The sequence below is a fragment of the Paludisphaera sp. genome (assembly GCF_037189885.1).
Lineage (GTDB): Bacteria > Planctomycetota > Planctomycetia > Isosphaerales > Isosphaeraceae > Paludisphaera.
The window spans coordinates 26,639-50,748 of the sequence record NZ_JBBCIR010000030.1 but is presented as its reverse complement, the minus strand read 5'-3'; the positions used below and the strand labels follow the sequence as shown (position 1 = coordinate 50,748).

At 70.2% G+C, this 24,110-nt stretch carries 15 protein-coding genes; 6 read left to right on the top strand and 9 right to left on the bottom strand.

Annotation, left to right across the window (positions count from 1 at the left end):
- Positions 1-34 precede the first annotated feature (34 nt).
- Both WG209_RS10805 and WG209_RS10800 read left to right on the top strand, forming a co-directional pair.
- Positions 35-1,498, top strand: a complete 1,464-nt coding sequence (locus tag WG209_RS10805) for a glycoside hydrolase family 13 protein (RefSeq protein WP_337175049.1) — start codon at positions 35-37, stop codon at positions 1,496-1,498.
- Positions 1,495-2,298 (top strand): class I SAM-dependent methyltransferase, encoded by an 804-nt coding sequence (locus WG209_RS10800; protein WP_337175048.1) that lies wholly within the window; start codon positions 1,495-1,497, stop codon positions 2,296-2,298. The genes WG209_RS10805 and WG209_RS10800 overlap by 4 nt, the downstream gene beginning before the upstream one ends.
- A gap of 40 nt (positions 2,299-2,338) precedes the next feature.
- Here WG209_RS10800 and WG209_RS10795 read toward each other — a convergent pair whose 3' ends face one another.
- From WG209_RS10795 to epsC, 4 genes are all read right to left on the bottom strand, one after another.
- Positions 2,339-3,061 carry a hypothetical protein gene (locus WG209_RS10795; RefSeq protein ID WP_337175047.1) on the bottom strand — a complete coding sequence of 241 codons (723 nt, stop codon included), beginning with the start codon at positions 3,059-3,061 and terminating at the stop codon, positions 2,339-2,341.
- Between the two features lie 29 nt (positions 3,062-3,090).
- Positions 3,091-5,466, bottom strand: a complete 2,376-nt coding sequence (locus tag WG209_RS10790) for a di-heme-cytochrome C peroxidase (protein WP_337175046.1) — start codon at positions 5,464-5,466, stop codon at positions 3,091-3,093.
- A gap of 2 nt (positions 5,467-5,468) precedes the next feature.
- Positions 5,469-9,995 (bottom strand): patatin-like phospholipase family protein, encoded by a 4,527-nt coding sequence (locus WG209_RS10785; RefSeq protein WP_337175045.1) that lies wholly within the window; start codon positions 9,993-9,995, stop codon positions 5,469-5,471.
- Positions 9,996-10,436: 441 nt separating this feature from the next.
- The gene (gene epsC, locus WG209_RS10780) at positions 10,437-11,420 is read right to left on the bottom strand and encodes a serine O-acetyltransferase EpsC (RefSeq protein WP_337175044.1); all 984 of its coding nucleotides are present in this window, start codon (positions 11,418-11,420) and stop codon (positions 10,437-10,439) included.
- A 207-nt stretch (positions 11,421-11,627) separates the two neighbouring features.
- Between epsC and WG209_RS10775 the strand changes: the two genes are divergently transcribed.
- Positions 11,628-13,061: a sigma 54-interacting transcriptional regulator gene (locus WG209_RS10775; RefSeq protein WP_337175043.1), complete on the top strand. Its 1,434-nt coding sequence runs from the start codon at positions 11,628-11,630 to the stop codon at positions 13,059-13,061.
- A 298-nt stretch (positions 13,062-13,359) separates the two neighbouring features.
- Positions 13,360-14,502 (top strand): VWA domain-containing protein, encoded by a 1,143-nt coding sequence (locus WG209_RS10770; RefSeq protein ID WP_337175042.1) that lies wholly within the window; start codon positions 13,360-13,362, stop codon positions 14,500-14,502.
- A 3-nt stretch (positions 14,503-14,505) separates the two neighbouring features.
- On the opposite strand, the gene WG209_RS10765 is transcribed toward WG209_RS10770, so the two are convergent.
- Positions 14,506-15,789 (bottom strand): hypothetical protein, encoded by a 1,284-nt coding sequence (locus tag WG209_RS10765; protein ID WP_337175041.1) that lies wholly within the window; start codon positions 15,787-15,789, stop codon positions 14,506-14,508.
- 202 nt (positions 15,790-15,991) lie between these two features.
- On the opposite strand from WG209_RS10765, the gene WG209_RS10760 reads away from it, so the two are divergent.
- On the top strand, positions 15,992-17,698 hold the full coding sequence (locus WG209_RS10760; protein ID WP_337175040.1) for a glycosyltransferase family 39 protein: 1,707 nt from the start codon (positions 15,992-15,994) through the stop codon (positions 17,696-17,698).
- Here WG209_RS10760 and WG209_RS10755 read toward each other — a convergent pair.
- The 3 genes from WG209_RS10755 to WG209_RS10745 are packed head-to-tail and all read right to left on the bottom strand — an operon-like array spanning position 17,654 to position 20,627.
- Positions 17,654-18,823 (bottom strand): glycosyltransferase family 4 protein, encoded by a 1,170-nt coding sequence (locus tag WG209_RS10755; RefSeq protein ID WP_337175039.1) that lies wholly within the window; start codon positions 18,821-18,823, stop codon positions 17,654-17,656. The two genes, WG209_RS10760 and WG209_RS10755, sit on opposite strands and share 45 nt — an antisense overlap.
- Entirely contained in the window at positions 18,820-19,614 is a 795-nt protein-coding gene (gene truA / locus WG209_RS10750; protein ID WP_337175038.1) for a tRNA pseudouridine(38-40) synthase TruA, read from the bottom strand. Before truA ends, WG209_RS10755 begins: the two co-directional genes overlap by 4 nt.
- Positions 19,611-20,627, bottom strand: coding sequence for an aspartate-semialdehyde dehydrogenase (locus WG209_RS10745; protein ID WP_337175037.1), 1,017 nt, complete (start codon positions 20,625-20,627; stop codon positions 19,611-19,613). Before WG209_RS10745 ends, truA begins: the two co-directional genes overlap by 4 nt.
- 263 nt (positions 20,628-20,890) lie before the next feature.
- Here WG209_RS10745 and purD point away from each other — a divergent pair, with 263 nt between their 5' ends.
- On the top strand, positions 20,891-22,402 hold the full coding sequence (gene purD, locus WG209_RS10740) for a phosphoribosylamine--glycine ligase (RefSeq protein WP_337175036.1): 1,512 nt from the start codon (positions 20,891-20,893) through the stop codon (positions 22,400-22,402).
- Here the strand turns inward: purD and WG209_RS10735 are convergent.
- On the bottom strand, positions 22,399-24,099 hold the full coding sequence (locus WG209_RS10735) for a hypothetical protein (RefSeq protein ID WP_337175035.1): 1,701 nt from the start codon (positions 24,097-24,099) through the stop codon (positions 22,399-22,401). The two genes, purD and WG209_RS10735, sit on opposite strands and share 4 nt — an antisense overlap.
- Positions 24,100-24,110 lie beyond the last annotated feature (11 nt).

Here is a 24,110-nt window from a genome sequence, read left to right as displayed (position 1 = left end):
GAGTCCTCCCGCCCGAAGACCGCCGGAGCGCCAAGTGACGACCGAGAGACCCGACACGCCCGACTGGGTGCGCGACGCCGTCTTCTACCAAATTTTCCCCGACCGCTTCGCGCGCGGCCGCAGCGTGCCGAAGTCCAAGCACCTCGACGAATGGGGAGCGGCGCCGACGTACAACGGCTATCAGGGGGGGGACCTCGTCGGCGTGGTCGAGCACCTCGACCACCTGCGTGATCTCGGCGTCAACGCGATCTACTTCACGCCCATCTTCCAGTCCGCCTCCAATCACCGCTATCACACCCACGACTACGAGAAGGTCGACTCGATGCTCGGGGGCGACGCCGCGCTGCGACGCCTGCTCGACGCGGCCCACGACCGCGGCATGCGCGTCGTGCTCGACGGCGTCTTCAACCACGCCAGCCGAGGATTCTTCCAGTTCCACGACATCCTGGAGAACGGGCCCGATTCCGCCTACCTCGACTGGTTCAAGGTCGCCGGCTTTCCCGTCAACGCCTACCACCTCGACGTCGCGCCGAACTACGAGGCATGGTGGAACCTCCCCGCGCTCCCCAAGTTCAATATCCAGAATCCCGAGGTCCGCGAGTACCTGCTGGGCGTCGCGGTGAAGTGGATCGAGTTCGGCATCGACGGCTGGCGGCTCGACGTCGCCAACGAGATCGACGACGACGAATTCTGGCGCGAGTTCCGCCACCGCGTCCGCGCCGCAAACCCCGAGGCCTATATCGTCGGCGAGGTCTGGACCGACTCCCAGCACTGGCTCCAGGGGGACATGTGGGACGCGGTGATGAACTACCACTTCACCCGCGCCTGCCTCTCGTTCTTCTCGCGGGGCGAGGTCCAGTTGGACGAGTTGAAGCGGACCAGCCTGTTCCCCCTCCCCGAGCCCGGCGCCGAGAGCTTCGCCCGGTCGATCGAGCGGCTGCACGGGATCTACGAGCCCGAGATCACCGCCGTCATGCTCAACCTGCTGGGGAGCCATGACATGGCCCGGTTCGTCACCCTGGCGAACGGGGACGTCTCCGCGCTGAAGCTCGCCACCCTGTTCCAGATGACCTATCTCGGCGCCCCCTCGATCTACTACGGCGACGAGATCGGCATGCAAGGGGGCCACGACCCGGCCAACCGCGGCGCGTTCCCCTGGCACGACCGCGACTCGTGGGACCTGGACCTGCTCCACGAGACGCAGCGCTGCGTCGCCTTGCGACGCTCCCGCGCCGCGCTGCGACGGGGCTCGTTCCGCGTCCTGCGCGCCGTCGGCGACGTCTTCGCCCACGCGCGGAAGCTCGGCGACGAGACCGTCGTCGTGGCCTTCAACGTCGGCTCGTCCCCCGCGCGGATCGACCTGCCCGTCCACGATCAGGCCGCCGACGGCGTGGAGCTGGCCGACCCCTGGACGCACGCCCGCCGCCGCGTGGAGGCCGGCGTGATCCGCGATCTGGAGATCCCGGCGCGCTCCGGGAAGGTGCTGGCCACCCCATGAGCGCCCGACGCCCTCCCCCCGCCTGGCGGCTGCCCCCCGGCGTGAACGCCCCGCTCTGGGAGTACCTGAACACGCCCCGGCTGGCCGCGGAGGAGGACGCCTACTTCGCCGACCACCCGCTGTTCGACGCCGACGCCGAGGCCCTCGACGCCCGCTTCCGGGACCCCGGACGGCTCGTCGACCTCGGCTGCGGCGCGGGGCGGCATTCGATCCGCTTCGCCGAACGCGGGTTCTCGGTCGTCGCCGTCGACCTGGCCCGGCCGATGCTGGAGGTCGTCGCGCGCAAGGCCGAGGAGGCCGACGCGGCCGATCGGCTCCTGCCGGTCCAGGCCAACCTCTGCCACCTGGGCTGCTTCCCGCCGGAGACCTTCGACTACGCGTTGTCGATGTTCAGCACGCTGGGCATGATCCGAGGCCGCGACGCCCGCCGCCAGGCGTTGGCCGAGGCCGCCCGGATCCTCAAGCCCGGCGGCAGGCTGGCCCTGCACGCTCACAACGTCTGGCTCAACCTCCGCGACCCCCAGGGCCGCAAGTGGCTGCTCCGCCAGGTCCCCCGCCTGTTGCGATCCCGCCGCGAGGAGTTCGGCGACCGACGAATGACGTACCGAGGCATCCCCGGCATGGAGGTCCACCTCTACCGCTGGGGCGAGCTGCGTCGGGAACTCGCCCTAGCCGGCTTCCGCGTCGACGAGTCGATCCCCCTCGACGAGGTCACCGCCGCCCCCATCCCCAACCCAGGCCGCTTCCCCAGCCTCCGCGCCGGCGGCTGGCTGGTCTTCGCCTCGCGCCACGGTCGCTGAGCGGCTTCGGGTCCGATCAGCGCGATCGGATAGCCACGGCTCACCGGGCCGGTCGGGCTTCGTGGCCCTTCTCCAGCGCGTCGGGCCAGACGGCGATCATGACCAGGGTCGTCAGGAAGCCGAGGGAGGCCAACCACAGGGCCCGATGGAGCATCGTCGGCCAGATCAGGCCGATCGCGCCGAGCCCCGAGGCGGACAGGAACAGGAGCCCGGCGGATCGGGCGAGGTTGCGGCCCCCTCGAGTGGTCGTCCCCGCGGTCAGGAAAATCGCGGAGATCACCCCGATCGCCCCGAAGAAACAGCCCCACTTCGCGAGCGAGGCCGATCGGACCACCTGGGCCATCTCGTCCGTGAGGGCGTGAGAACGGGTCTCGATCAGCGTCAGGATGCCGCGGTTCTCCCTCGCGTCGAACCGGGCGGCCCCGATCGCCAGGGCGATGACGAGCGCGGCCTGGCCCTTCCCCCCGATCCCGCGCCGGAAGGCGGCGGTCAGCCCGAGGCCCACGAGCAACGAGGCGTAGCAGATGATGAAGGGCCCGTCCCATTCGAGCAACTCGCGGAAGACGTTGCGGTTGCGGTAGCCGAGGGGATCCCGGAATACCGAGCGGACCTCGCTCGCGGTCGCCGCGAGTTCGAGGCCCAGGATGGGCTTCTTGAGCCCCCGCGACGGCTCCGGGTCGAAGTCGCTGGTCCAGGCCATCCGGGCGGCCAACGCGGCCAGGACGACGATGAGAACTCCGCACACGTTCATCAGGGCTCTCATCGCGGTCCTTCCCCACGCCATCGGGCCGATCAAAGGGTCTTGAGGTACTCGATCAAGGCTGCACGCTCTTCGGGCGTGAACTCCGGGTCGAGCACGCCGCGGACGCCGACGAAGTCGGGGTCCTTGATGATCGCGGGGCCTCCCGCCGACCGTCCCTTCTCCCCATCGTGGTTCCGACCTCGCAACTCTCTCAGGATGCGGCACGTCCGGTCTCGGGCGGCTTCCCAGATCTCCTGGTCGGAGAGCTTGCGGGCATCCTTACCGAGCACCCTGGACCAGCGGACCTCCCAGCTCTGGCCCTCGCGTCGGTCTTCAGGGGCCACCAGGGCCGATTCCAGCTCATCCAGGCTGAAGTTGCGGAATTCGTGGCCGGAGTTGCTGTTGCCCGGGAGAGTGGTGTCCATCAGGAAGGCGCCGTCGAAGTGCTCGGTGTGGTAGCCCACGCGGACGGGGTCGTAGCGCGTGCTCCCCAGGTAGAATTTCCTGGACCGGCCCTCGGCGGGCGTGAGGACCTCCTCAAGATTCGGGACCGAGCCGTTGTGAAAGTACGGGGGCGTGGCCCAGACGCCGTCGAGCGGCCGGGCCTTGTAGCCCAGGTTGCCGCGGATGATGTCCTCGATCGCCTTCCTGTCGAGGATATTGTTGACATCGGCGAGGAGGATTTCGTCGCCGGAAAAGATCGGCAGCGTGCGGTGGCGGTCGAGCTTCCATCGCTCCTCCTCCATCCCCGCTTCGAACAGGTTTCTCACCTTGCCGCCGACTTTCTTCTTCTCGAAGTGCTCCTTTCGAAGGATGGAGGTGATGCGATAGAGCCCCTCGGCGGCGGAGATGGTCTCGCGGGTGCCGGCGCGAGGGTATCCGACGGCGAGGCGGGCGGGGTTTTCGTCATTACGCCGGTACCCACGGACGTTGAAGCGGGGGTTCGGCACGGTGGCGAACCGTCGGTAGAAGTTGGTGGCCTGGTTGGGGTCGGTGCCGACCTCGCTGAGGTCGACGACGTTGAGTCGCAGGAACTTCCTCCCGCTGCGCGCGTCCTCCTGCCAGTACTTCGAGTCCCCGAGGCTCCATTCCTCGCGCAGCGTGGCGCGAGGGGGGAGATGGCAGCGGGAGCAATGTTCCATGTAGAGCCTGGCCCCATCCGCCGCCAGCTTGGGATTGATGGTCATCGCCGCGACGGCCTCGGGGGTGTCCAGGCCCCCGGCCTTGGCGACGGCCCTGGCGAGATCCTCCCAGCGCGGGGGACGAAGGCCGCCACCGGGGACGCCGCCCTCGGCGTGCCGGGGGAGGGGCTCGTCGCCCCCGAGGAAGTCTTCCATCCAGGCCATGTTGCCGATTCGGACGGTCGTCCTGGTCGTCTCGTCCGCATTTCGCGCGGGCTTAACGGCCGCCCCCACGCCCAGGGCCTCGCCGATGTTGCGGGCCAGCGGCATCCGGATCGAGGCGTTGTACTGGACCCAGTCGAACCAAGAGGTGTCCCACAGGGCGGGGAAGTTCACCGGCGCGTCGGTGACCGATTGGTTCTCGTTGTTGAGCGGGCCGAAGACGCGGTTGCCGATGAGCCCCAGGGCGTCGGTCCGGGAGAATCCGCCCGCGATGCGGTGGAGCTTGCGCTCCTTGGCGTAGCTCCGGTCCGTGATGCCCGACTTGATCAGCCGTTCCAGGTCCGCCTTGATCTCCTCCTTCAGCGGTACCATTTCCTCGGAGGAGGGCACACGATCGTTCTCATCCCGGAATTGCGCGATCGCCACCTCCTCGGCGAACCTGTCCGCGCGATAACGGTTCGTCCAGAAGAGGGCCTGGCCGACCGCCTCCTGGAACTTGCCGAGGTCGATCATCGCCGACCCGCCCTCGATCAGTACGCCCACCACGGGGCCCTTCTCCGTATGGAAGTCGAGCCGGCCCGTGTGGCAGGCGGCGCAGGTGAGGCCGACCATCCTCGTCGGGCGTCGGATGGGGGGGTCGATATAGTTGACCTCGTCCGTCCAGGTGTCGATGGCGAAGCCGATGGGAAGATCCATCTCGTTCGCGCGGGAATTCGTATGTGGGTCGGGCCTGGCGGGCTCGTCGGGCCTGGCGGGCTCGTAGAGGAATCCGAACCGCGAGAGATACTCGCGCGAGGCCAACTTCGTCCCCTTGAAGATCGGGTCAGGGCTGGGCGCCTCCAGGGCCATGAACCAGTGGAGCGGGAGGAACCGCGTCCCCTGGGTCGTGTAGTGATACTCGCTGGCCTCCCGGGGCGACCATCCCTGGGGCAGGGAGACGATCTTGGGCACTCGCGGGGGCCTGGGCAACGCGACCCCGCCGGCCTCGCGGCCGCGCACGACGCTGTAGTAGAGCACCGTCAGAACGAGGAGGCCGACGACGAGGAGGATCGTCGGGACCGGATTCACGCGCATGATTTTCATGATTAACCCCTCCGCAACAGAGTGGACGACCATCGCTGACCGCCATTCGGGGGGATCCGTCGGAAGTCGAAGCGCGCCAGGAAATTCAACCAGGTGGTCCGCTCATGATCGTCGTCGCCGCGCTCGCCCGTCTTGGGGTACCGGGACCAGAGGGTCGGCGGGGTCGCGACCCCTAGAGCCGGCGCGAGCCGCTTCTCGATGATCTCGCGGACCGCCGGCGAGCCGAACTCGCTGGAGCGATAGCCCCGGCGCACCCAGACCACGAACTCGACGTGCATGCCGTTGTGCGGCGTGGCGGACGCGAGCCCAACGCCGGGGAAGTCCTGGGCGAGACGGTGGAAGTCCGCCGCCAGGACGATGCCCAGGACGTAGGTGCTTCCTCCGGGTTTCGGGGGCCAGGCCCCCTGGACGATCAGCCAGGCGGGCCGGGATCGCCCCGGCGCGAGGTCCCGCGAGCGCGCGAGCTGGTCGTCCAGCTTCGGGGCGTCCGGGTCGGTCGCCCATTCGCGCCGGTACTCTTCGAGCAGCTTCGCCAGCACCGCCCCCCCGCGCGGACGATGACCCCGGCGCCCTCGCGGGGTCGGCCCGCCGCCCAGCCGCCTGATCACCGCCGGGGTGAACGACCGACGGTGGCCGTCGAGCGGGACGATCCTAGCCCTCTCCGGGATCATGTGGAGTTCGTCCTCGCAGAAGCGGACGAACTCCGCGGCGTACTCGGGCCGGAGCGACGGCCAGAAGGCCTGGAAGGCGGGCGTGTTGGCCCAGCGGCGGAAGGTGTTCAGCCAGCCGCGGTTGATGGGCAGCCCGGAGTTGCGGCGGAGGGCCAGGGTCAGCCAGGCGTTCTCCATGATCTGGAGCATGCGGATGACCGCGTGCAACTCGGCGCGCTCGTAGTCGGGAGTGGGGGTGCCGGGGGCGGGGCTGGAGAGCGGCGGCAGCTCGGGGTAGATCTGGCGGCTGAGCCGCGCCAGGGCCGGCTCGCTTTCGAGGTCGCGTTGCAGGGTGATCCAGTCCTTGGCGGATTCCAGGAACTCCTCGTCCAGGGCGTGGGCGGCGTCGCTCCAGCGGGCCTGGAGCCTGGCGAAGAGGCGCGGGACGTACTCGGCGTGGGGGGCGTCCGCGTCGTCGCGCAGGCGGTGGACGGCGTCCTGGAGGACGTCGGTGGCGATGTGGTCGCCGAGGCAGCGGTAGCACTCGAACTGCTCCTCGTCGAACGACTGGCGGATGTCGGTCGGCTGGTAGGGGAAGTTCGAGTCGCCGCGCGCGTAGTTCTGGAGGTCGGGGGGCTCGTCGCCGGTCATCGAGGTCCGGACGTAGACGAGCACGCCGGGGAGCTGGCCGTGGTCGACGTCGTCGTAGCGGATGCTCCCGACGACGGCGTGGGCGCGAGTCAGCCGCTCGTCGCCTCGGGGCCGCAGGGGCTCGGTGTCGATCTGGATGCGGACGCCGAAATCGATCCGGCAGAGGCGGATCAGGGTCGCCAGGTTCGAGTTCGACGAGTCGGACTCCCCCCCCGCGTCGACGGCGACGATGTAGCGGCATCGGCGGCGGATCAGCTCATAGACGCCCGAGTTGTCGAAGTGGCCGCCGTCGGAGAGGTGGACGTAGTCGCCCGTGCCGTGGGTCTTGCCGAAGAGCTCGTTCACCAGCCAGCCGCCGAACCGGGGGCCGCGCGCCACCCACCGTCGGGCGTCGCGCGGGTTCTGCACCCACCAGCCGAGCCTCGCGTTGAACACGGCGAGGAGCGCCGTCAACGCCCCGGACTGGTAGACCCCCATGTTCGGGTCGACCGCCGCCCCGGAGACGGACATCGCGCGGCCGAGGGTCAGGTTCCGCGACGCCTGGCCCGCCTCCGGGAGCTTGCGAAAGCCGACCGACTTCGAGCCGCAGTAGAGCGGGGAGAGGAGGAACGACTCCCCCTTGCGGCTGCGCCAGGCGAGGTCCTCGCCCGCGACGAGGTTCAGCGTGGTGTTGATCAGCAGGTGAGGGCCCCAGTAGGGCCGGTCCGACGTCGTCGACCCGTCCCTGCCCCGATAGGCGAACCGGCGGCCGATCATCAGCCGGGCCAGGGGGAGGTCGTCCTCCTGGTCGAGGCCGGTCACCGGGTTCGGGTCTCGCTCCGGCGGCCACGACCGCGTCCCCGGGCCGCTGATCGAGGGGGCGCCGGCCGGCACGGTCGTGTCGCGGGGCGTCGCGTCCCAGCGCTCGCGCCACGCCGCCACCGGCCGCGAGGCGCCCAGGTAGCACCGCGCGAGGCGGTTGGCGTACATCGCGTTGAGCGAGAACAGGTTCACGTCGATCAGGTAGAAGCCCAGGAGCGTGAGGGCCCCGAACACGATGATCCAGGCCACGATCGCCCAGCCGGCCGAGCCGACGACTCCCCGCAGGTAATAGTCGAAGCCGACCGGCGTGCGGACGTTCTCCGCGGTCAGGGACGGGTCGTTCAGCATCAGCGACGCCACCAGGCCGACCGCCCCCCCCAGGCCGATCAGGAAGACCGGCGGCGCCAACGCCGCGAGCCTCGCGATGGCCCGGCCGCCCCCCCGCCCCTGGACGCTCGGCAGGACGAAGCGGCCCGTCAAGACCCCCAGCAGCGTCGTGCCGATCCAGCCGGACGCCAGGAGCCCCCTCGCCATCCCGCCGAGCGACAGGATCAGCCCCGGCAGGTGGATCAACGAGCCCATCAGGACCATCCAGGACAACGCCATGAGGCCCAGCTTCGCGGCGTAGCGGCCCCACCATTCCCGCTCGGCCTCGGTCATCGCCCGGCCGGCCATCGCCACCTCCACGATGAGCGTGGCGATCACCACCCCCAGCGCCCCCGGGACCGCGAAGGTCGCCATCAGGTCCGGTCGATCGACCCGCGCGAACCCTCGGATCATCGCGAGCAGGAGCACGAACAGCACCCCGCCGCTGGCCCCGGCCAGGAACGCCGCCCTCGCGAACTCCCATCTCGCCCACCCCTGGCGCAGGCCGATCGCCACCGAGCCGCTCGCCATGAAGAGCCCGAAGACCGTCGACATGAACAGGAACGAGGGGAGGTGCAGCAAGTCCAGGTGGTTGGTCGCCAGCTCGACGAGGTTCCCGACGACCGACGAGCTGCCCGGCAGATACTCCGACGCCGGTTCGTCGAGGAGCCGCGTCACTCGCCCCGCCTGACCGGGCCGCGCGAGCCACTCGCCGAGGTTCCAGAGGAACCATCGCGAGCAGGCGGCCAGGCAGAACGCCGCGACCAGCGTGGCCCCGGCCACGATCAAGGCCCTCCGCTCCGCGCGCGGGGGCCGCCGTCCGCCCCGGACCCGGAATTCCGCGAGGGACTGCGCGTTGAGCCGCATCGCGAGGCTCGCCGACACGACGCCCGCGACCAGGAAAAGCCAGGCCACCTCCCAGCCGTACAGGGAGTCCGGCGAGGATTCGGCGTTGATGTAATCGAACCCGAAGACGGCCAGCCGGGCGGCCAGCGCCAGGACCAACGCCAGCGGGAAGAGCATCATCAGGTTGATGACGACGTTCCGGATCCAGATCATCACCACGGTCCACACGTCCGCGGAGAGCGGGTCGGGATTCGGGAAGAGGTAGCTGCTGAACGACCGCAGGTGCCGCAGCGGCTGGGGCTCCTCGTCGACCACCGGCAGGGGCCGGGCGGCCGGGTTGAAGGACCCTCGCTCCGCGGTCGCCTGGCGGATGCGGCCGTAGTCGAGCTGCCGCTCGACATTCTCCACGTCCCCCTCTCGCTTCAGCCATGCGGCGAGCCAGCCGCCGGCGTAACCGCCTCCGGAGACCGTCGAGAGGTAGTCGAACCGCTTGAGCAGCCCGAGGTTCGCCAGCCCCTGGAGGAACCCCACCGCGAACGTCGCGCTCCGAATCCCCCCCCCCGAGATCGCCAGCCCCGTCACGTGCTCCTCGAGCATGGCGACCCGCGCGTCCATCAGCGCGGAGTCGGCGTCCGGCGGCCCGGTGGGAGGCGTCGATGCGGAGTCGGCGCCCGTCGGCCCGGGGGGAGGCGGCAATTTCGCCTGACCGCCGCGGGGGATCGTGCTCTTGGCGGGGGGCTCGACGAAGCCGACGGTCAGGCCGAGATCCTCCAGCAGTCGCCGCAGGGAGGCCCAGAACCCCGAGCGGCCCGCGTCCGGACGCGACGGCGCCGGGGGGGTGCCCGTCGGCCCGAAGGCCTTCTTGCGATACCTCGCCATCCGGGCCCGGCGGAGGGCTTCTGTCTCCGCTTCCGGGGGGGAGCGTCGCGGCTTGTCCGGGGACGGGCGGGAGCTTTCGTCGGCCGATCTCGACGCGGTCTCGCCCGGTGCCGGTCGGCCCTCGCGGGCACCCAGCCCGAGCCACGCCAGCGGCCGCCCCAGGACGGCCCAGACCCCCGAGCGGCCCGGCGCGTCCGCGCGGCCGGTTGACCGGTCCGCATCGTCGCGAGCCCGATCCGGAACGCTCGCGGGGGGATCTCGGCGTTGCAAGATCAGGTCCAACTCCGCGAGGATCACTTCCGTCAGGCTCGCCGGCGAGTTGTCTGGCTTCGGCATCACCCGATTCCCTTCTTGCATCGAAGGAGCGAACTCTTGGCCGGCATCCGACTAATTCTTGCTTGATGGCGGCGAGTTCCGGCGATTTTACGCAATCATGATACGATCGCAAGCGGCCAGTTTTACAAGGATGCGCACCTTCCGCTTATTACGAAAGCGTCGACCGAGTCCAGGACGGCCCGGGGGCCAGGCATTTGACTCGCGCGAGGGAGGCGCGGGTGTCGCGTCGGCGGGGGAAGCGCGTGGACCCGCCGCGGCGCGTCGCGCCCCAGGTTGATGAAGCGGAAAGTCCTGGCCGCGAAAAGTCTTCGGTCGCGAGCTGGGCCCTGCGCGACGGCGACCGTGGGAGTCGACGACGGTCGCGCGCCGCCCTCGCCCGCCGAGCGGCGGAGGTGGGGAGAGGGATTGCTTTCCCCTCGCGGGAGCGGAATCCGCGATCGGTCAGATCTGGTAGTTCAGGCGCTGGGAATAGGCGTCGTCGGGGCGGACTTCGCCGGGGGCGCCTTCGCGATAGCGGAGGTTGGGGGCCTCGATGGTGACGGTGGTCCCGGGGGCGACGCTGCGGGTGATCCACGCGGACGAGCCGATCACGGACTTCCGGCCGATGACGGTGTCTCCGCCCAGGATGGTGGCGTTGGCGTAGATCACCACGTCGTCCTCGATGGTCGGGTGCCGCTTGCGGCCCCGGACGATGTCGCCGGTGGACTCGTCGCGGGGGAAGCTCAGCGCCCCCAGGGTGACCCCCTGGTAGATCTTCACGCGGTCGCCGATCTCGGTCGTCTGGCCGACGACCACGCCGGTGCCGTGGTCGATGAAGAATTCGCGGCCGATGGTCGCGCCGGGGTGGATGTCGATTCCCGTCTTGCCGTGGGCGTACTCGGTCATCATCCGGGGGATGAGCGGCACGCCCAGGTTGTACATCTCATGGGCCAGGCGGTAGACGACGATCGCGGCGACGCCCGGGTAGCAGAAGACGATCTCGTCGCGGCTGGATGCGGCCGGGTCCCCCTCGTAGGCCGCCTTCACGTCCCCCGCCGCCATGGCGCGGAGGTCGGGGATCCGCTCCAGGAACTGGAGGGCGAAGACCTCGGCCCTGGCCTCGGAGTCGGCGAACGGCTCGCGGGCCTGGCAGTCGTGCTGGAAGGCGCGGGTGATCTGCCGACGGAGCCGGTCGAACAGCCCGTCGACGAGCGCGCCGACGTGGTAGCCGACGTTCCCCATGTGGAGGTTCTGCCGCCGGCCGTACCCCGGGAAGATGATCTCGCGCAGGTCGCCGAGGATCTCGACGACCTCGCGGTAGCTGGGGAGCGAGGAGTGGCCGAGGTGGTTGATCGACTGGCAGCCCTCGTAGGTCGCCACGATCCTGGCGGTGAGGCCAGGGAGCCTCTCGCCCAGCCTCCCGTTCGCGTTCACGTCCGTCGCCATGTCGCGCCTTCCCCATCCGCCGCGGTCAGGAACCATCCCAGCATCTTACGGCATCGCGACGGCCGGCGGCAACGCGACCGCCCGCGCGGGGGACGCGTCGGCCGCCCGCGTTGACTCGCCCCCGGCGCGCCCCTAGCATGACACGGGCGCCCCCGCCCACGTGGATCGACACCCCGCGCGACGACCTGGCTGGGAGGAACGCATCGTATGGCGACGGATCGGCCCCGGACGCTCGGCGAGCTGCGCGAGAGCGGCCACCGGCTGGAATCGGTCAAGGAGGAGATGAGGCGCAACCTCGTCCGCAAGCTCCGGGCCGGCGAGCCCCTGTTCCCCGACATCCTCGGCTACGAGGAGACGGTCGTCCCGCAGATCCAGAACGCGATCCTCTCGCGGCACGACATGCTGTTCCTCGGCCTCCGCGGCCAGGCCAAGACCCGCATGCTCCGCCAGCTCGTCCACCTGCTGGACGACGCCGCGCCGATCGTCGAGGGGTCGGAGATCAACGACCACCCGTACCATCCCATCTCCGCCTTCGCCCGCCAGCTCGTCGCCGAGCGGGGGGACGAGACGCCCGTCGCCTGGATCGGCCGGGAGCATCGGTACAACGAGAAGCTCGCCACCCCCGACGTCACCATCGCCGACCTGATCGGCGAGGTCGACATGATCAAGCACGCCGAGGGCCGCTACCTCTCCAGCGAGGCGACGATGCACTACGGCCTGATCCCGCGCACCAATCGCGGGATCTTCTGCATCAACGAGCTGCCGGACCTCGCCCCCAAGATCCAGGTCGGCCTGTTCAACGTCCTGGAGGAGCGCGACGTCCAGATCCGCGGCTACCCGATCCGCATGGAGCTGGACCTCTGCCTGGTCTTCTCGGCCAACCCCGAGGACTACACCAATCGCGGCCGGATCGTCACGCCGCTGAAGGACCGCATCGGATCGGTGGTGCGGACCCACTACCCGCTGACGCGCGAGATCGGCATGGCCGTCAACGACGCCAACGCCGAGCTCGACCGCCCCGAGGGGGGTCCCGAGGTCGTCGTCCCGCTCTACATCAAGGAGGCCGTCGAGGAGGTGGCGCGGCTGGCGAGGACCTCGCCCCACGTCAACCAGCAGTCGGGGGTGTCGGTCCGGATGTCGATCGCCAACCTGGAGAACGTCGTCTCCAACGCCGAGCGCCGGGCGCTCGTGACCGGCGAGGACGCGATCGTGCCGCGGATCGGCGACCTGGCCTCGGCCCTGGCCAGCTCGCGCGGGAAGCTGGAATTGACCATGGCCGAGGAGGACGGCCACGAGGATAAATTGATCCAGCGGATCATCGACGAGGCGGTCAAGAACGTCTTCGCCCTCCACTTCGACGCCCGCGAATTCCGGCCGATCGTCCAGTACTTCGAGTCGGGCCAGACGGTCGAGACCGGCGACATGCTCGACTCCCGCGCGGTCCTGGACCGCGTCGCCAAGGCGCCAGGCCTGCGCAAGCGGGCCGAGGAGGCCGCCCCCGAGCTGGCCCCCGAAGCCAGGTCCCCGACCGCCAGGCTCGCCGCCGCGGCCGGCGTCGCCGAGTTCATCCTCGAAGGGCTCCACGTCCACAACAAGCTGAACAAGGCGACGAAGCAAGGCGGGACGTCGTACCGGCGCTGATCGTGGCTCGGTCCGAGCAGCATCCTAACGGCCTTCCCCCCTGGAGGGGGAAGGTGGCCCGGAGGGCCGGATAAGGGGGGGACGAGCGAGACGACCTCCGGAGTTTGTAGGGGCCTTCCCCGGCCGACGGCCTGGGCACTGGCCGCGAATTCCGGCACTGCGTGGGCAAGCTCCCCCTCATCTGACCGCTTCGCGGTCTGTCTTCCCCCACCAGGGGGGAAGATCGTCCGAGCCGACGAACTCCGTGGCGATCATCCGTCATCATCCCGCACGTCCCGCGCGGAGGCCCCGACCGATCATGGCGAACTATGAATACTCGAAGTGGGACGGCTCGCAGGAGTTCCAGCCGCAATCGGCGGACAAGCTGTTCGAGCAGATCTCCGAATATCTGATGCAATACGGCGAGGACGTCCTACGCAACCTGGACGACGTGGACGACGAGGACCTGCCGGAAGTCGTCGAGATGATCCAGAAGGAAGGCCTGATCGAACGCGACGAGGAAGGTCGCTGGACGGTGACGCCGAAGGGGATGCGGAAGATCCAGGACAAGTCGCTCCACGACCTGTTCCTGACCTTCAACCGCGACGCCCTCGGCCGCCACGAGACGCAGCAGAAGGGCGAAGGGACCGTCTCGCTGGAGGACACCCGCCCCTACGTCTACGGCGACCCCCTCTCCAACATCAACATGCACGAGACGCTCAAGAACGCCTACATCAGGCAGGGGGGCGGCCTGCCGATCCGGCTGAGCCAGGACGACTACGTCGTCCACGAGACCGAGTATCAGACGCGCTGCGCCACCGTCGTCCTGATCGACATGAGCGGGTCGATGGGGCGTTACGGCAAGTACTACACGACCAAGAAGGTGGCCATCGCGCTTCAGGCGTTGGTGCGGGCGCAATATCCGCAAGACTCGATCCAGATGATCGGGTTTTACACCTTCGCCAACAAGATGACCGAGCGAGAACTGCTGAACTCGGCCCCCAAGCCGGTGAGCATGTACGACAGCCGCATCCACCTGCGATACGACATGGACGAGCCGCGCGGCCGCGTGCCGCAGCACTTCACCAACATCCACGCCGGCCTCCGCCTGGCGCGAAATCACCTGCTGAAGCAGGCGGCCGGGAACAAGCAGATCATCGTCATCACCGACGGCGAGCCCACGGCCCACATCGAGGGCCGCGAGGTCGTCCTGATCTACCCCCCCGCCGAGAAGACCGCGGCGCACACGCTGGCGGAAGCCCGCCGCTGCTCCGCGGCGGGGATCCGGATCTCCAGCTACGCCCTCATCGAAGATTACTTCTATCTGGGCCTGGTGAACTTCGTGCAGGAGATGGCCCGCGTCTCCAACGGCGTCGCGGCGTATTGCTCGTGCGAGGACCTCGGCAAGTTCGTCTTCGAGAGCTTCGTCGGCGGTCGCCACACCAAGCGATACGGCGCGTGAGGCTCATCCCGACTGCTTGACCATGCTGTACGGGACCACCTTGACCCCGCGCTCGCGCAGCCCGGCAAGGCCCCGACGCAGCTCGGCGAGTTGCTGGGTCCACTCCGCTTCGTCGAGGGGTTCGAACCCGACCGCGGCGCCCGCGGGGTCGGCCAGCTCGCGCTCGTCCATCAGGAAGACCAGGTCGCCGCGCGACAGCAGCAGCGACTCGATCAGCCGGCGGGTCCCCTCGACGTGCTCCGATCGCCGTTCCCGACCGCCGGCCCCGACGAGGGTCAGGACGCTCAGCCCGATCCCCGCGTCCTTGGCGGCGGCGGCGAAGGCGTGGAGGTCGGCGTCGCACCAGTCCTTGCCGTAGGCCCGACGGACCTCGGGCGCGCCCGACTCCACCCCGAGCGCGATCCGAGCGAGCCGACCCCGACGCGCCTCGCGGAGCCCTTCCAGGTTGAGCACCGGGTCCTGGAACTCGTCGAGGAAGGCGTGGACGTCGTCGATCGCCGGGCCGTCCTCGTCCCGAAGCTCTCGCTCGATCGACTCCAGGTAGGCCGTCACGTCCCCGCCCGGGAGTCGCAACACGTCCGAGCCGGCCAGGAACGCGGTCCGGGTCTGGGCCAGGCGGCCCCCTATCAACGCGGCGATCTCCCGCGCGTGCGCCGCGAACTCCTCGGGGTTTCGGGCCTCGTGGTCGCGGGCCGCCCCGCCGGCGAACCCACGGCCGTCGCGGTCGCCGACGGTCGCTTGCAGGACCAGGGCGTTCGGGCAGTCCGGGGGGATGAACGCCTGGGGCCGGTAGGCGCGGCGGTATCGGGCCTCGAAGTCCTCCCAGGCGGCGGCGTCCCAGGAGGCGACGCGGCCGAGGAACTCGCGCAGCTCGGCGTCCTCGATCGGCCGGGCCTTGTCGTCCGGCGGGTCGAGACGGCGGCCGCCGGCCAGGTCGGCGAGGAGGGTCTCGGCGACGCCGCGGATCTCCTCGTCCAGTCGGCGGGCCTCGGCCGGTTCCAGCGTCCTGCGGCGCATGACGAGGTTCGCCCCGTCGCGCACGCGGTCGACCTCCTGGATCGGGCCGTCGAGGCGGCGGATGAAGTGGCGGTCGCGCAGGTAGGCCCGCTGCCAGCGGCCTTCCAGGTCGAAGTGGTAGATGGGGGCGTCGCCGTAGTAGAGCGAGAAGACCCCCTGCTTGAAGCCGGCGAAGACGAGGTCGCGGCCCTCCCACAAGAGGCCCTCGCGGCGGGTGTAGAGGGCCCCTTTCTCCAGCAGACAGGCGGCTTCGTTCTGCTGCGTCGTCATCCTGCGTCGTCCTCCGGACATTCGGGCGGTGGTCGGCCCGCGAGGGCGTCAACGTCGACGGCGGTCGGCGCGGGAAACGCTCTCGCCCGATTCGGTCACCCGATTATACTAGGCCCCGAACGGGAAACCGGGGGCCGGGCCCCTTCGCGCCCGACTTCGACGAGCCGGGAGGGCCCGCCTCCCCCCCGCATGGAGGATCGCCATGGAGCCGGACGCTCCCCCCCCCGCCCTCTCCTCGCCGAGAGCCCCCAGGGCCTGGATCGAGCCGATCGCCCTGGTCGCCGTCTGCCTCGCGCTGTTCCTCGCCGGCAACGGCCGCACCGGGCTGTGGGACCGCGACGAGCCCCGCAACGCCGTGGCCGTCCACGAGATGCGCGCCCGGGGCGACTGGCTCTATCCCACGTTCAACGGCGAGCCCCGCCACCACAAGCCGATCCTCTCCTACTGGCTCATGGGCCTGGCGACGGCCGTCATCGGCGAGGGGCCCGCGGGGATGCGCCTGCACTCGGCCCTCGCCGGGACCGGGACGTGCCTGCTGGTCTGGCTGCTGGGGCGAAGGATGCTCGGCGCCCGCGCGGGATTCCTGGCGGCGCTGATGCTGGCCGTCTCGCCGATCATGGTGGCCGAGTCCAAGCTCGCCACGACCGACGCCACGCTCTCGTTCTGGCTGATGGCCTGCCAGCTCTGCCTGTTCGAGCTGACCCGGCGCGAGTCGCGACCGATCGCGACGGCGTTCTGGGTCTCCCTCTCGCTGGCCATGCTGACGAAGGGGCCGGTCGCCCCGGCCATCCTGGCCGCGATCGCCCTGCCCGCCTGGTGGTGGGGATGCCCGGTGGCGACGGTCTGGCGGCGGCTGGAGTGGCGTCGGGGGGCGTTGATCTGCCTGACCCTCGCCGCCCCCTGGTTCGTCCTGATGATCGGATCGACCCGTGGCGAGTTCATGGAAGTCGCCATCAAGCAGCAGCTACTCCAGCGCGTCTCGACCGAGATGGAGGAGCACGGCGCGTATCCCGGCTACTACGCGGCGATGTCCACGGTCCTGTTCTTCCCGTGGTCGTGCCTGGTCCCGATGGCGCTCGTCGCCGCGTGGAAGCGCCGGAAGGTCGACCCGAACCTGGCGTACCTGATCGCCTGGGTCGTCGGGCCCATGATCATGCTGGAGTGCGTCCGCACCAAGCTGATCCACTATTACTTGCCGGCCTTCCCCGCCTGCGCGCTGCTGGCGGCGTGGGTGGTGAAGTCGGTCGCCCGGCAGGAGGTGACGCTCCGACGCTGGCCGCTCGGAGGATTGGCGCAGGGGATGATCGCCGGGATCGGCGTCGTCGCGGCGATCGGGACGGCGGCCTCGGCGGTGGCGGCGCCGAGCGGCCTCGGCCTCCCCTTGATCGCCTGCGGGCTCGTCCTGGGGATCGGGACCGTCGGCGGCCTGCTCCAACTCCATCGCGGCCAGACCTGGCGCGGGGCCTGGTGGCTCGCCGGGGGCGTGGGGGGGATGATGCTCCTGCTGGGCGGCTGGCTGCTGCCGGCGGCCGAGCCCCAGCGGATCTCGCGGATCGTCGGCGAGCGGATGGCCGACCTACGGGCCAGGACGGGGCTCGACCCCCTCTTGATGGGATACCAGGAGCCGGGCGTCATCTACGCCTACGGATCGCCGATCGCCCTGACGCGCGGGGCCGACGCCCTGCGCGAGCGCCTGGCGGAACACGGCGCGATGATCACGGCGGTCACGCCGGCCGAGATGTCGGTGTTCGAATCGAAGTTCGGCGTGACGTTCGAGAGGATCGAGGATGTCGTCGGCTTCAACCCGGCCAAGGGGACGACATCGACGCTTCACCTGGCCGTCATCCGGCCCGCCCCGGCCGACTCAACGGCCCGCGCCTCGTCCGGCGAGGAGCCGCTCGTAAAGTGAGCGGAGTTGCGACGTCATCGTCTCGTGGCGGAACTGGTCGGCGAAGCGGCGGCGGCCCTCCGCGCCCAGCCGGTCCCGCAGCGAGGCGTCGGCGGCGAGCCGGAGGACGGCCCCGGCCAGCCCGTCCAGGTCGCGCGGCCTCAGCAAGACCCCGGTCTCGGGGGTGACGACCTCGCGGGCGCCGTCGATGTCGTAGCTGATCGCCGGTCGGCCGACGAGCAGCGACTGCGGCAGTACCCGCGCCAGCCCTTCGCGGAGGCTGGGATGGATCACCGCGTCCACGCCGTTCAGCAACTCGGGGATGCGGTCGGGGGGGACCAGCCCGGTGAGGATGAAGGCGTCGCGAATGCCCCGGGCCTCCAGGTCGGCGATGAGCTTCTCCCGCAGGATGCCGTCGCCGATCCAGACGAAGCGGACCTCGGGATTCGCCCGGAGGATCGCCGGGGCGGCGGCGATGATGTCGTCATGCCCCTTCAGCTCGAACAGCCGCGCGACGGTCGCGAACGCGACGTGTTCCGGCGACAGCCCCAGTTCGCGACGGACGTCCTCGCGCGATCGGCGAGGGTTCAGGAAGGCGTCGGCGTCCATGCCGCTGTAGACGGTGCTGAACTGCTCGGGGCGGCCGACGCCCGCCGCGAGCGCCTGCTGGGTCATGGCGTCGCAGACGCTGACGATCGCGTGGCAGCGTTTCGCCGCCCATCGTTCCAGCCCGATGTACAGCCGGTTGCGACGGGCCGTCTCGAACGGGCCGAACGGCAGCCCGTGGATCGTGTGGACGACGGCCGGCACCTTCTCGTGCCAGGCGGCGGCGCGGCCGACGATGCCGGCCTTCGAACTGTGCGTGTGGACCACGTCCGGCCGGAGCCGACGGAACGCCAGGCGCAGCTCGCGATACGCCTTCCAGTCGGTGGCCGGGCTGACGGCTCGGATCAGGTGGGGCGTCAACTCCACCTTCAGCCCCTGCTCCTCCGCGCGGCGGAACAGGTCCCCCTCGGGCCCCTCGGCCGGGCCGGTGATGAGGGTGACGTCGTCGCGATGGCGGTGATGCAGGCCCTCGACGGTCAGGAGGGTGTTCTCCTGCGCCCCGCCGAGGATCAGCCGGGTGATGACGTGGACGATCTTCATGGGGAAGGGGCTCGGACCAGGGGCGCGCGGTCGTAGTTCACGCGGAGCAGGAACAGCCCGCGCGCGGGGGCGTTGGGGCCGGCTTCCTCGCGGTCCTGGGCGCGGAGGACCTCGCCGACCCACGCCTCGGGGCGCTTGCCCGCGCCGACCAGCATGAGCGTCCCGGCGATGGCCCGCACCATGTTGTACAGGAAGCCGTCGGCCTCGGCCTCGATGTGGACGATGTCGCCGTGGCGGGTCGCCTCGACGTCGAATATGGTCCGCACGGAGCTGAGCCGGTTGGGCCAGTCGGTTTCGAAGCTGCGGAAGTCGTGACGCCCCAGCAGCGCGGCGCCGGCGCGGTTCATGGCGTCGACGTCGAGCTTGTGGAAGACGTGCCAGGCGTGCCGCAGCTCGAACGGGCTGGCGTACTGGTCGTTGTCGATCCGGTAGCGGTAGCGCTTGGAACGGGCGTCGAGCGTGGCGTGGAACGCCTGGGGGACCTCCGCCGCGGCGCGCACGCGGACGTCGCGCGGGAGCGTCGCGTTGAGCGCCCGGACGAAGACCTCCGGGGGGTGGCGCGAGGCGGTCAGGAAGTGGACGACCTGGCCGATCGCGTGGACCCCGGCGTCGGTGCGGCCGCTGGCGTTGGTGTTGGGGGCGGCCCCGGTGAGCCGCCCGATCGCCTCGTCCAGCACGGATTGCACGGTGCGCAGGCCGGGCTGGCGCTGCCAGCCGTGGAAGTCCGTGCCGTCGTAGGCGATCGTCAGCTTGATGTTGCGCATGTCCGGCGGTCGGTCCGGTCGGCTCACGCGCGGGCGGGTTCGAGGGTCAGCAGGACCTCGGCGATCTGGACGGCGTTGGTGGCGGCGCCCTTGCGGAGGTTGTCGCTGACGCACCAGAACAGCAGGGCGTTGGGATCCTTCAGGTCGTTGCGGATCCGGCCGACGAAGACGTCGTCGCGCCCCTCCGCGGAGGCGGGGAGCGGGTACTGGCGGGCCGTGGGGTCGTCCACGACGGTCACGCCGGGCGCCTTGGCCCAGAGTTCCCGCGCGGCGGCGGCCGGGATCGGGCGCTCGGTCTCGACCAGGATCGACTCGCTGTGCGAGTAGGAGACCGGGACCCGGACGCAGGTGGGCACCACGTCGATGGAGTCGTCCCCCAGGATCTTCCTGGTCTCGTTCACCATCTTGATCTCCTCCTTGGTGAACCCGTTGGGGAGGAAGTCGTCGATCTGCGGCAGGCAGTTGTTGAAGATGGGGTGGGCGAACTTGGCCGGCGACGGCGCCGCCTCGCCCCGGCCGAAGGCGCGGGCCTGGGCCTCGTACTCGTCGATCCCCTTCTGGCCGGCGCCCGAGGTCGACTGGTAGGTGCTGACCACCACGCGCTTCACCTTGAAGGCGTCGTGCAGCGGCTTCAGCGCCACGACCATCTGGATCGTCGAGCAGTTGGGGTTGGCGATGATCCCCCGATTCCTGGCCACGTCCTGGGGGTTCACCTCCGGGACGACCAGCGGGACCTCGGGGTCCATGCGGAAGGCGCTGGAGTTGTCGACGACGACCGCGCCGGCCGCGGCGGCGATCGGGCTCCACTCCAGGGAGACGCTCCCGGGGGTGCTGGAGAGGACGATGTCGACGCCTTCGAACTCGGCCCGCTCGAGCTTGCGCACCGTATGTTTCTCGCCGCGGAACGTCACCGTCTTGCCGGCGCTCCGCTCGGAGGCCAGGAACTTGATGGAAGCCAGGGGGAAGTTCCGCTCCTCAAGGAGCCGGATCATCCTCTCGCCCACGGCGCCGCTGGCGCCGACGACGGCTACGTTCTTCACGGTCGGGGACTCCGGACGTTGAAACTCGGACGCGTCTGCCCCCCCATCTTACGACGGCGCGACGACCTACGCCACGCGAACCGCGCCGTCGGGGGTCGCCTCCGCGGAACGGTCCTGTGCGCCGGGCGGGGTCGGCCTTAGAATATCAGCTTGGGAGACGGCGGACCCTCGGCCCGAGGCGCGAAGGGGGCCTCCGGTCGCGTTCGGACGCGATCGTCGCCCGAGAGGTTCGCTCCCGCGCTTTTATCCTAGGGGTCGACGTCGTGAAAGTCCTGGTCATCGGCAAGGGGGGGCGGGAGCACGCCCTCTGCTGGAAGCTCAAGCAGTCGCCGCGAGTCACGGCGGTTTTCTGCGCCCCCGGGAACGCGGGCACCGCGCTGGACGTCCAGAACGTCGCGATCGAGGCGCACGACCTGCGCGGCCTGGCCCAGTTCGCCCGCCGCGAGGGGATCGACCTGACGGTCGTCGGCCCGGAGGAGCCGCTGACGAAGGGGATCGTCGACCTCTTCCAGCGCGAGGGGCTGCGGATCTTCGGCCCGCGGCGCGACGCCGCGGAGCTGGAGGGGAGCAAGGTCTTCGCCAAGGAGCTGATGCGCCAGGCCGGCATCCCCACGGCCGACTATCGCATCTTCCGGAGCGCCCCGGACGCCGAGCACTACGTCCTCTCGCGCGAGGTCGCCCTGGTCATCCGGTCGCGCGGGCGGTCGACGATCCGCAACACGATCCACGCCCGGACCGCCGCCGAGGCCCTGGACGCCGTCGAGCGGATCCTCGACCCTCGCGAGATGATGGGGCCGGGCGTCCAGGTCGAGATCGAGGACCGGGGGACGCGCAAGGCGTACTCGTCGGTCGTCGAGGCGCGGGATGCGGTCCTCTCCTGCCCCGTCGGCCTGGTCGTCAAGGCCGACGGCCTGGCGGCCGGCAAGGGGGTCTACGTCTGCGGCACCGTCCGCGAGGCGCTCACGGCCATCGACCAGGTCATGATCCGCCGGGTCTACGGCCAGGCCGGCGACCGCCTGCTGATCGAGGAGCGGCTCGACGGCCGCGAGACGAGCATCCTGGCGCTCACCGACGGCCGGACCATCGTCCCGCTGGCCTCCAGCCAGGACTACAAGCGGGCGCTCGACGGCGACCAGGGCCCCAACACCGGCGGCATGGGCGCCTTCTCCCCCACCCCGATGGTCACCCCCGAGCTGATGCAGCAGGTGGAGCGCGAGATCCTCGTGCCGGTCGTCCACGCCCTGAAGCGGGCGCGGCGGCCGTTCCGGGGGGTCCTCTACGCGGGCCTCATGCTGACGAACCAGGGGCCGAAGGTCCTGGAGTTCAACGTCCGGTTCGGCGACCCGGAGACCCAGGTCATCCTCATGCGGCTGAAGTCCGACCTCCTCGACGCGATCGAGGCCGTGGTCGACGAGCGGCTCGACTCGACCGCCCTGGAGTGGGACTCGCGGCCCTCCGTGACGGTGGTCATGGCCGCCGAGGGCTACCCCGGCCCTTACGAACGCAACCGCGTCATCCAGAACCTGCCCCAGGTCGACGCGATGAAGGACGTGAAGGTCTTCCACGCCGGGACCAAGCCCCGGCCCGACCCCGAGCCAGGCCGCGGCCCCCGCGTGGTCAGCGACGGCGGCCGCGTCCTCAACGTCACCGCCCTGGGCGACGACCTGGCGGCGGCCCGCGACCGCGCCTACCAGGCCGTCCGGGCCGTCCGCTTCCCCGGCGGCATCTACCGCCGCGACATCGCCGAGGGGATCGACGCGACGCCGACCGCTTAACGCCTCGGACGCCCCTGGCCCACGTGCCAGAGCCCCTTCAGGGCGTCCTGGGCCTTGCTGTACTGGAGCTTCCGGCTGAACGGCGCGGTGTCCACCTTCGGCGGCAACGCCGCGCCCTTCTCCACGCTGACGCGCTTCGCGAAGAACGCCGCGTCCGACGGCGCGTCCGGGGAGACGATGTACCCCTTCAGGCCGCTGTTGTCGATCTCGCCCTCCACCTTGGCGAAGATGTACCCGCGCGGCAGGACGATGTTCTGCGGCGCCCCGAAAGGGAACCGCTTGGTCGTCACCTGCTCGAACTCGCCGGGGTCGTTGATCCCGGACGGGTCCGGGTCGACCGACACCGAGATCACCGAGTTCAGCACGTTGCCGGCGATCTGCGCGTTGATCCCGCCGCCGCCGTGCGCCGCGGGGATCGCCTGGCCGGCGAAGTTGCTGAACGTCCGGTTGTCGATGAACAGCGGCGCCACGCCGTTGAACGCCCCGCCGCCGCTCTGGAACGAGACCGCCTGCGACGTCAGCGACTGCTGGTAGCCGGACTGGATGAACGAGTTCACCAGGTCGCCGCCCAGCTTCAGGTTATCCAGCGTCCGCGAGACCGTCACCCGCGAGTTCACCGCGCCGCGGTTGGCGTGCAGGTGCTCGATGAAGTGGCTGTTGATGATGACGTTGTCCATGCCGCGGCCGAACGAGACGTCGCGCGAGCCCGCCGGGGCGATCAGCATGACGTTGTTGGTCTCGCCGCCGATCATGAAGTTGGTGATCTTGGGATCCAGCGTGTCCCCCGCGCCGCTCGCGAAGATGCTGCTGGCGGTGGCGAAGGTCGTGAAGTTGGTGGCGTCGCCGCCGACGCGGACGTAGCCGATCTGCCCGGTGACCTCCGCCCCCTGCGAGACGACGTAGGTCCCGCCGGCCATCGGCGAGGTCGACCCGGGGATGAACTGCGTCGGGATCAGGCCGGGGTCGGTTGCGCCGGTGATCTGGTTGGCCTGGAACAGGTTCAGCCGGCCCGAGACCAGGAACGTGACGCTCTGCTGGTTGACCGCCGGCTGCCCCTGGCTGTTCGTCGTGGCCGCGGCGTTGGTGTGCACGGCGTCGACGATGATGCTGGCGCCGGTGGTGACCGGCAGGCCCAGGTTCACGAGGAACTCGTTGTTCTGGCCCGAGTTCACCAGCCCGGTCCCGCCGGGGGGCGTGTAATTCACGTCCACGCCGCCGAACCGCAGGACGTTGATCCCCTCCGGGGCCGAGATGCCGCCGGCCTGCCGGAACCCGGCGTGGATGTCCGACTGGGTCGTCGGGGCCGTCGTGCTGGTCCGCCCCAGCCAGAAGGAGGGCATGTCGACCAGCGAGATGCCGTTCTGCGCCAGGGTGCCCCGACGCTGGACCCAGTTCGGGTCGATCTGGTCGAAGGCCCCGTTGTTCTGGACGTTCAGGTTCTGGAAGAAGACCTTGCCGTCGCCCCCGTCGGCCGCCTCGACCCGGCCCACCAGCCGGCTGGAGTGCGTGACCGTCCCGGCCACCGTGATCGTGTTGATCAGGTTCGGCGTGTCGGCGTTGGCCCTGGTGAATGCCTGGCCCTGCTGGTCGACGACGTTCATCGTGCCGGGGCCGAACAGGGTCAGGGTCCACCTGTCGCCGTCGGCGTCCGTCCCGGAGACCGTCGCGGTCGGGATCGTCGAGTACGTGGAGAGCACTCGGCGCGTTT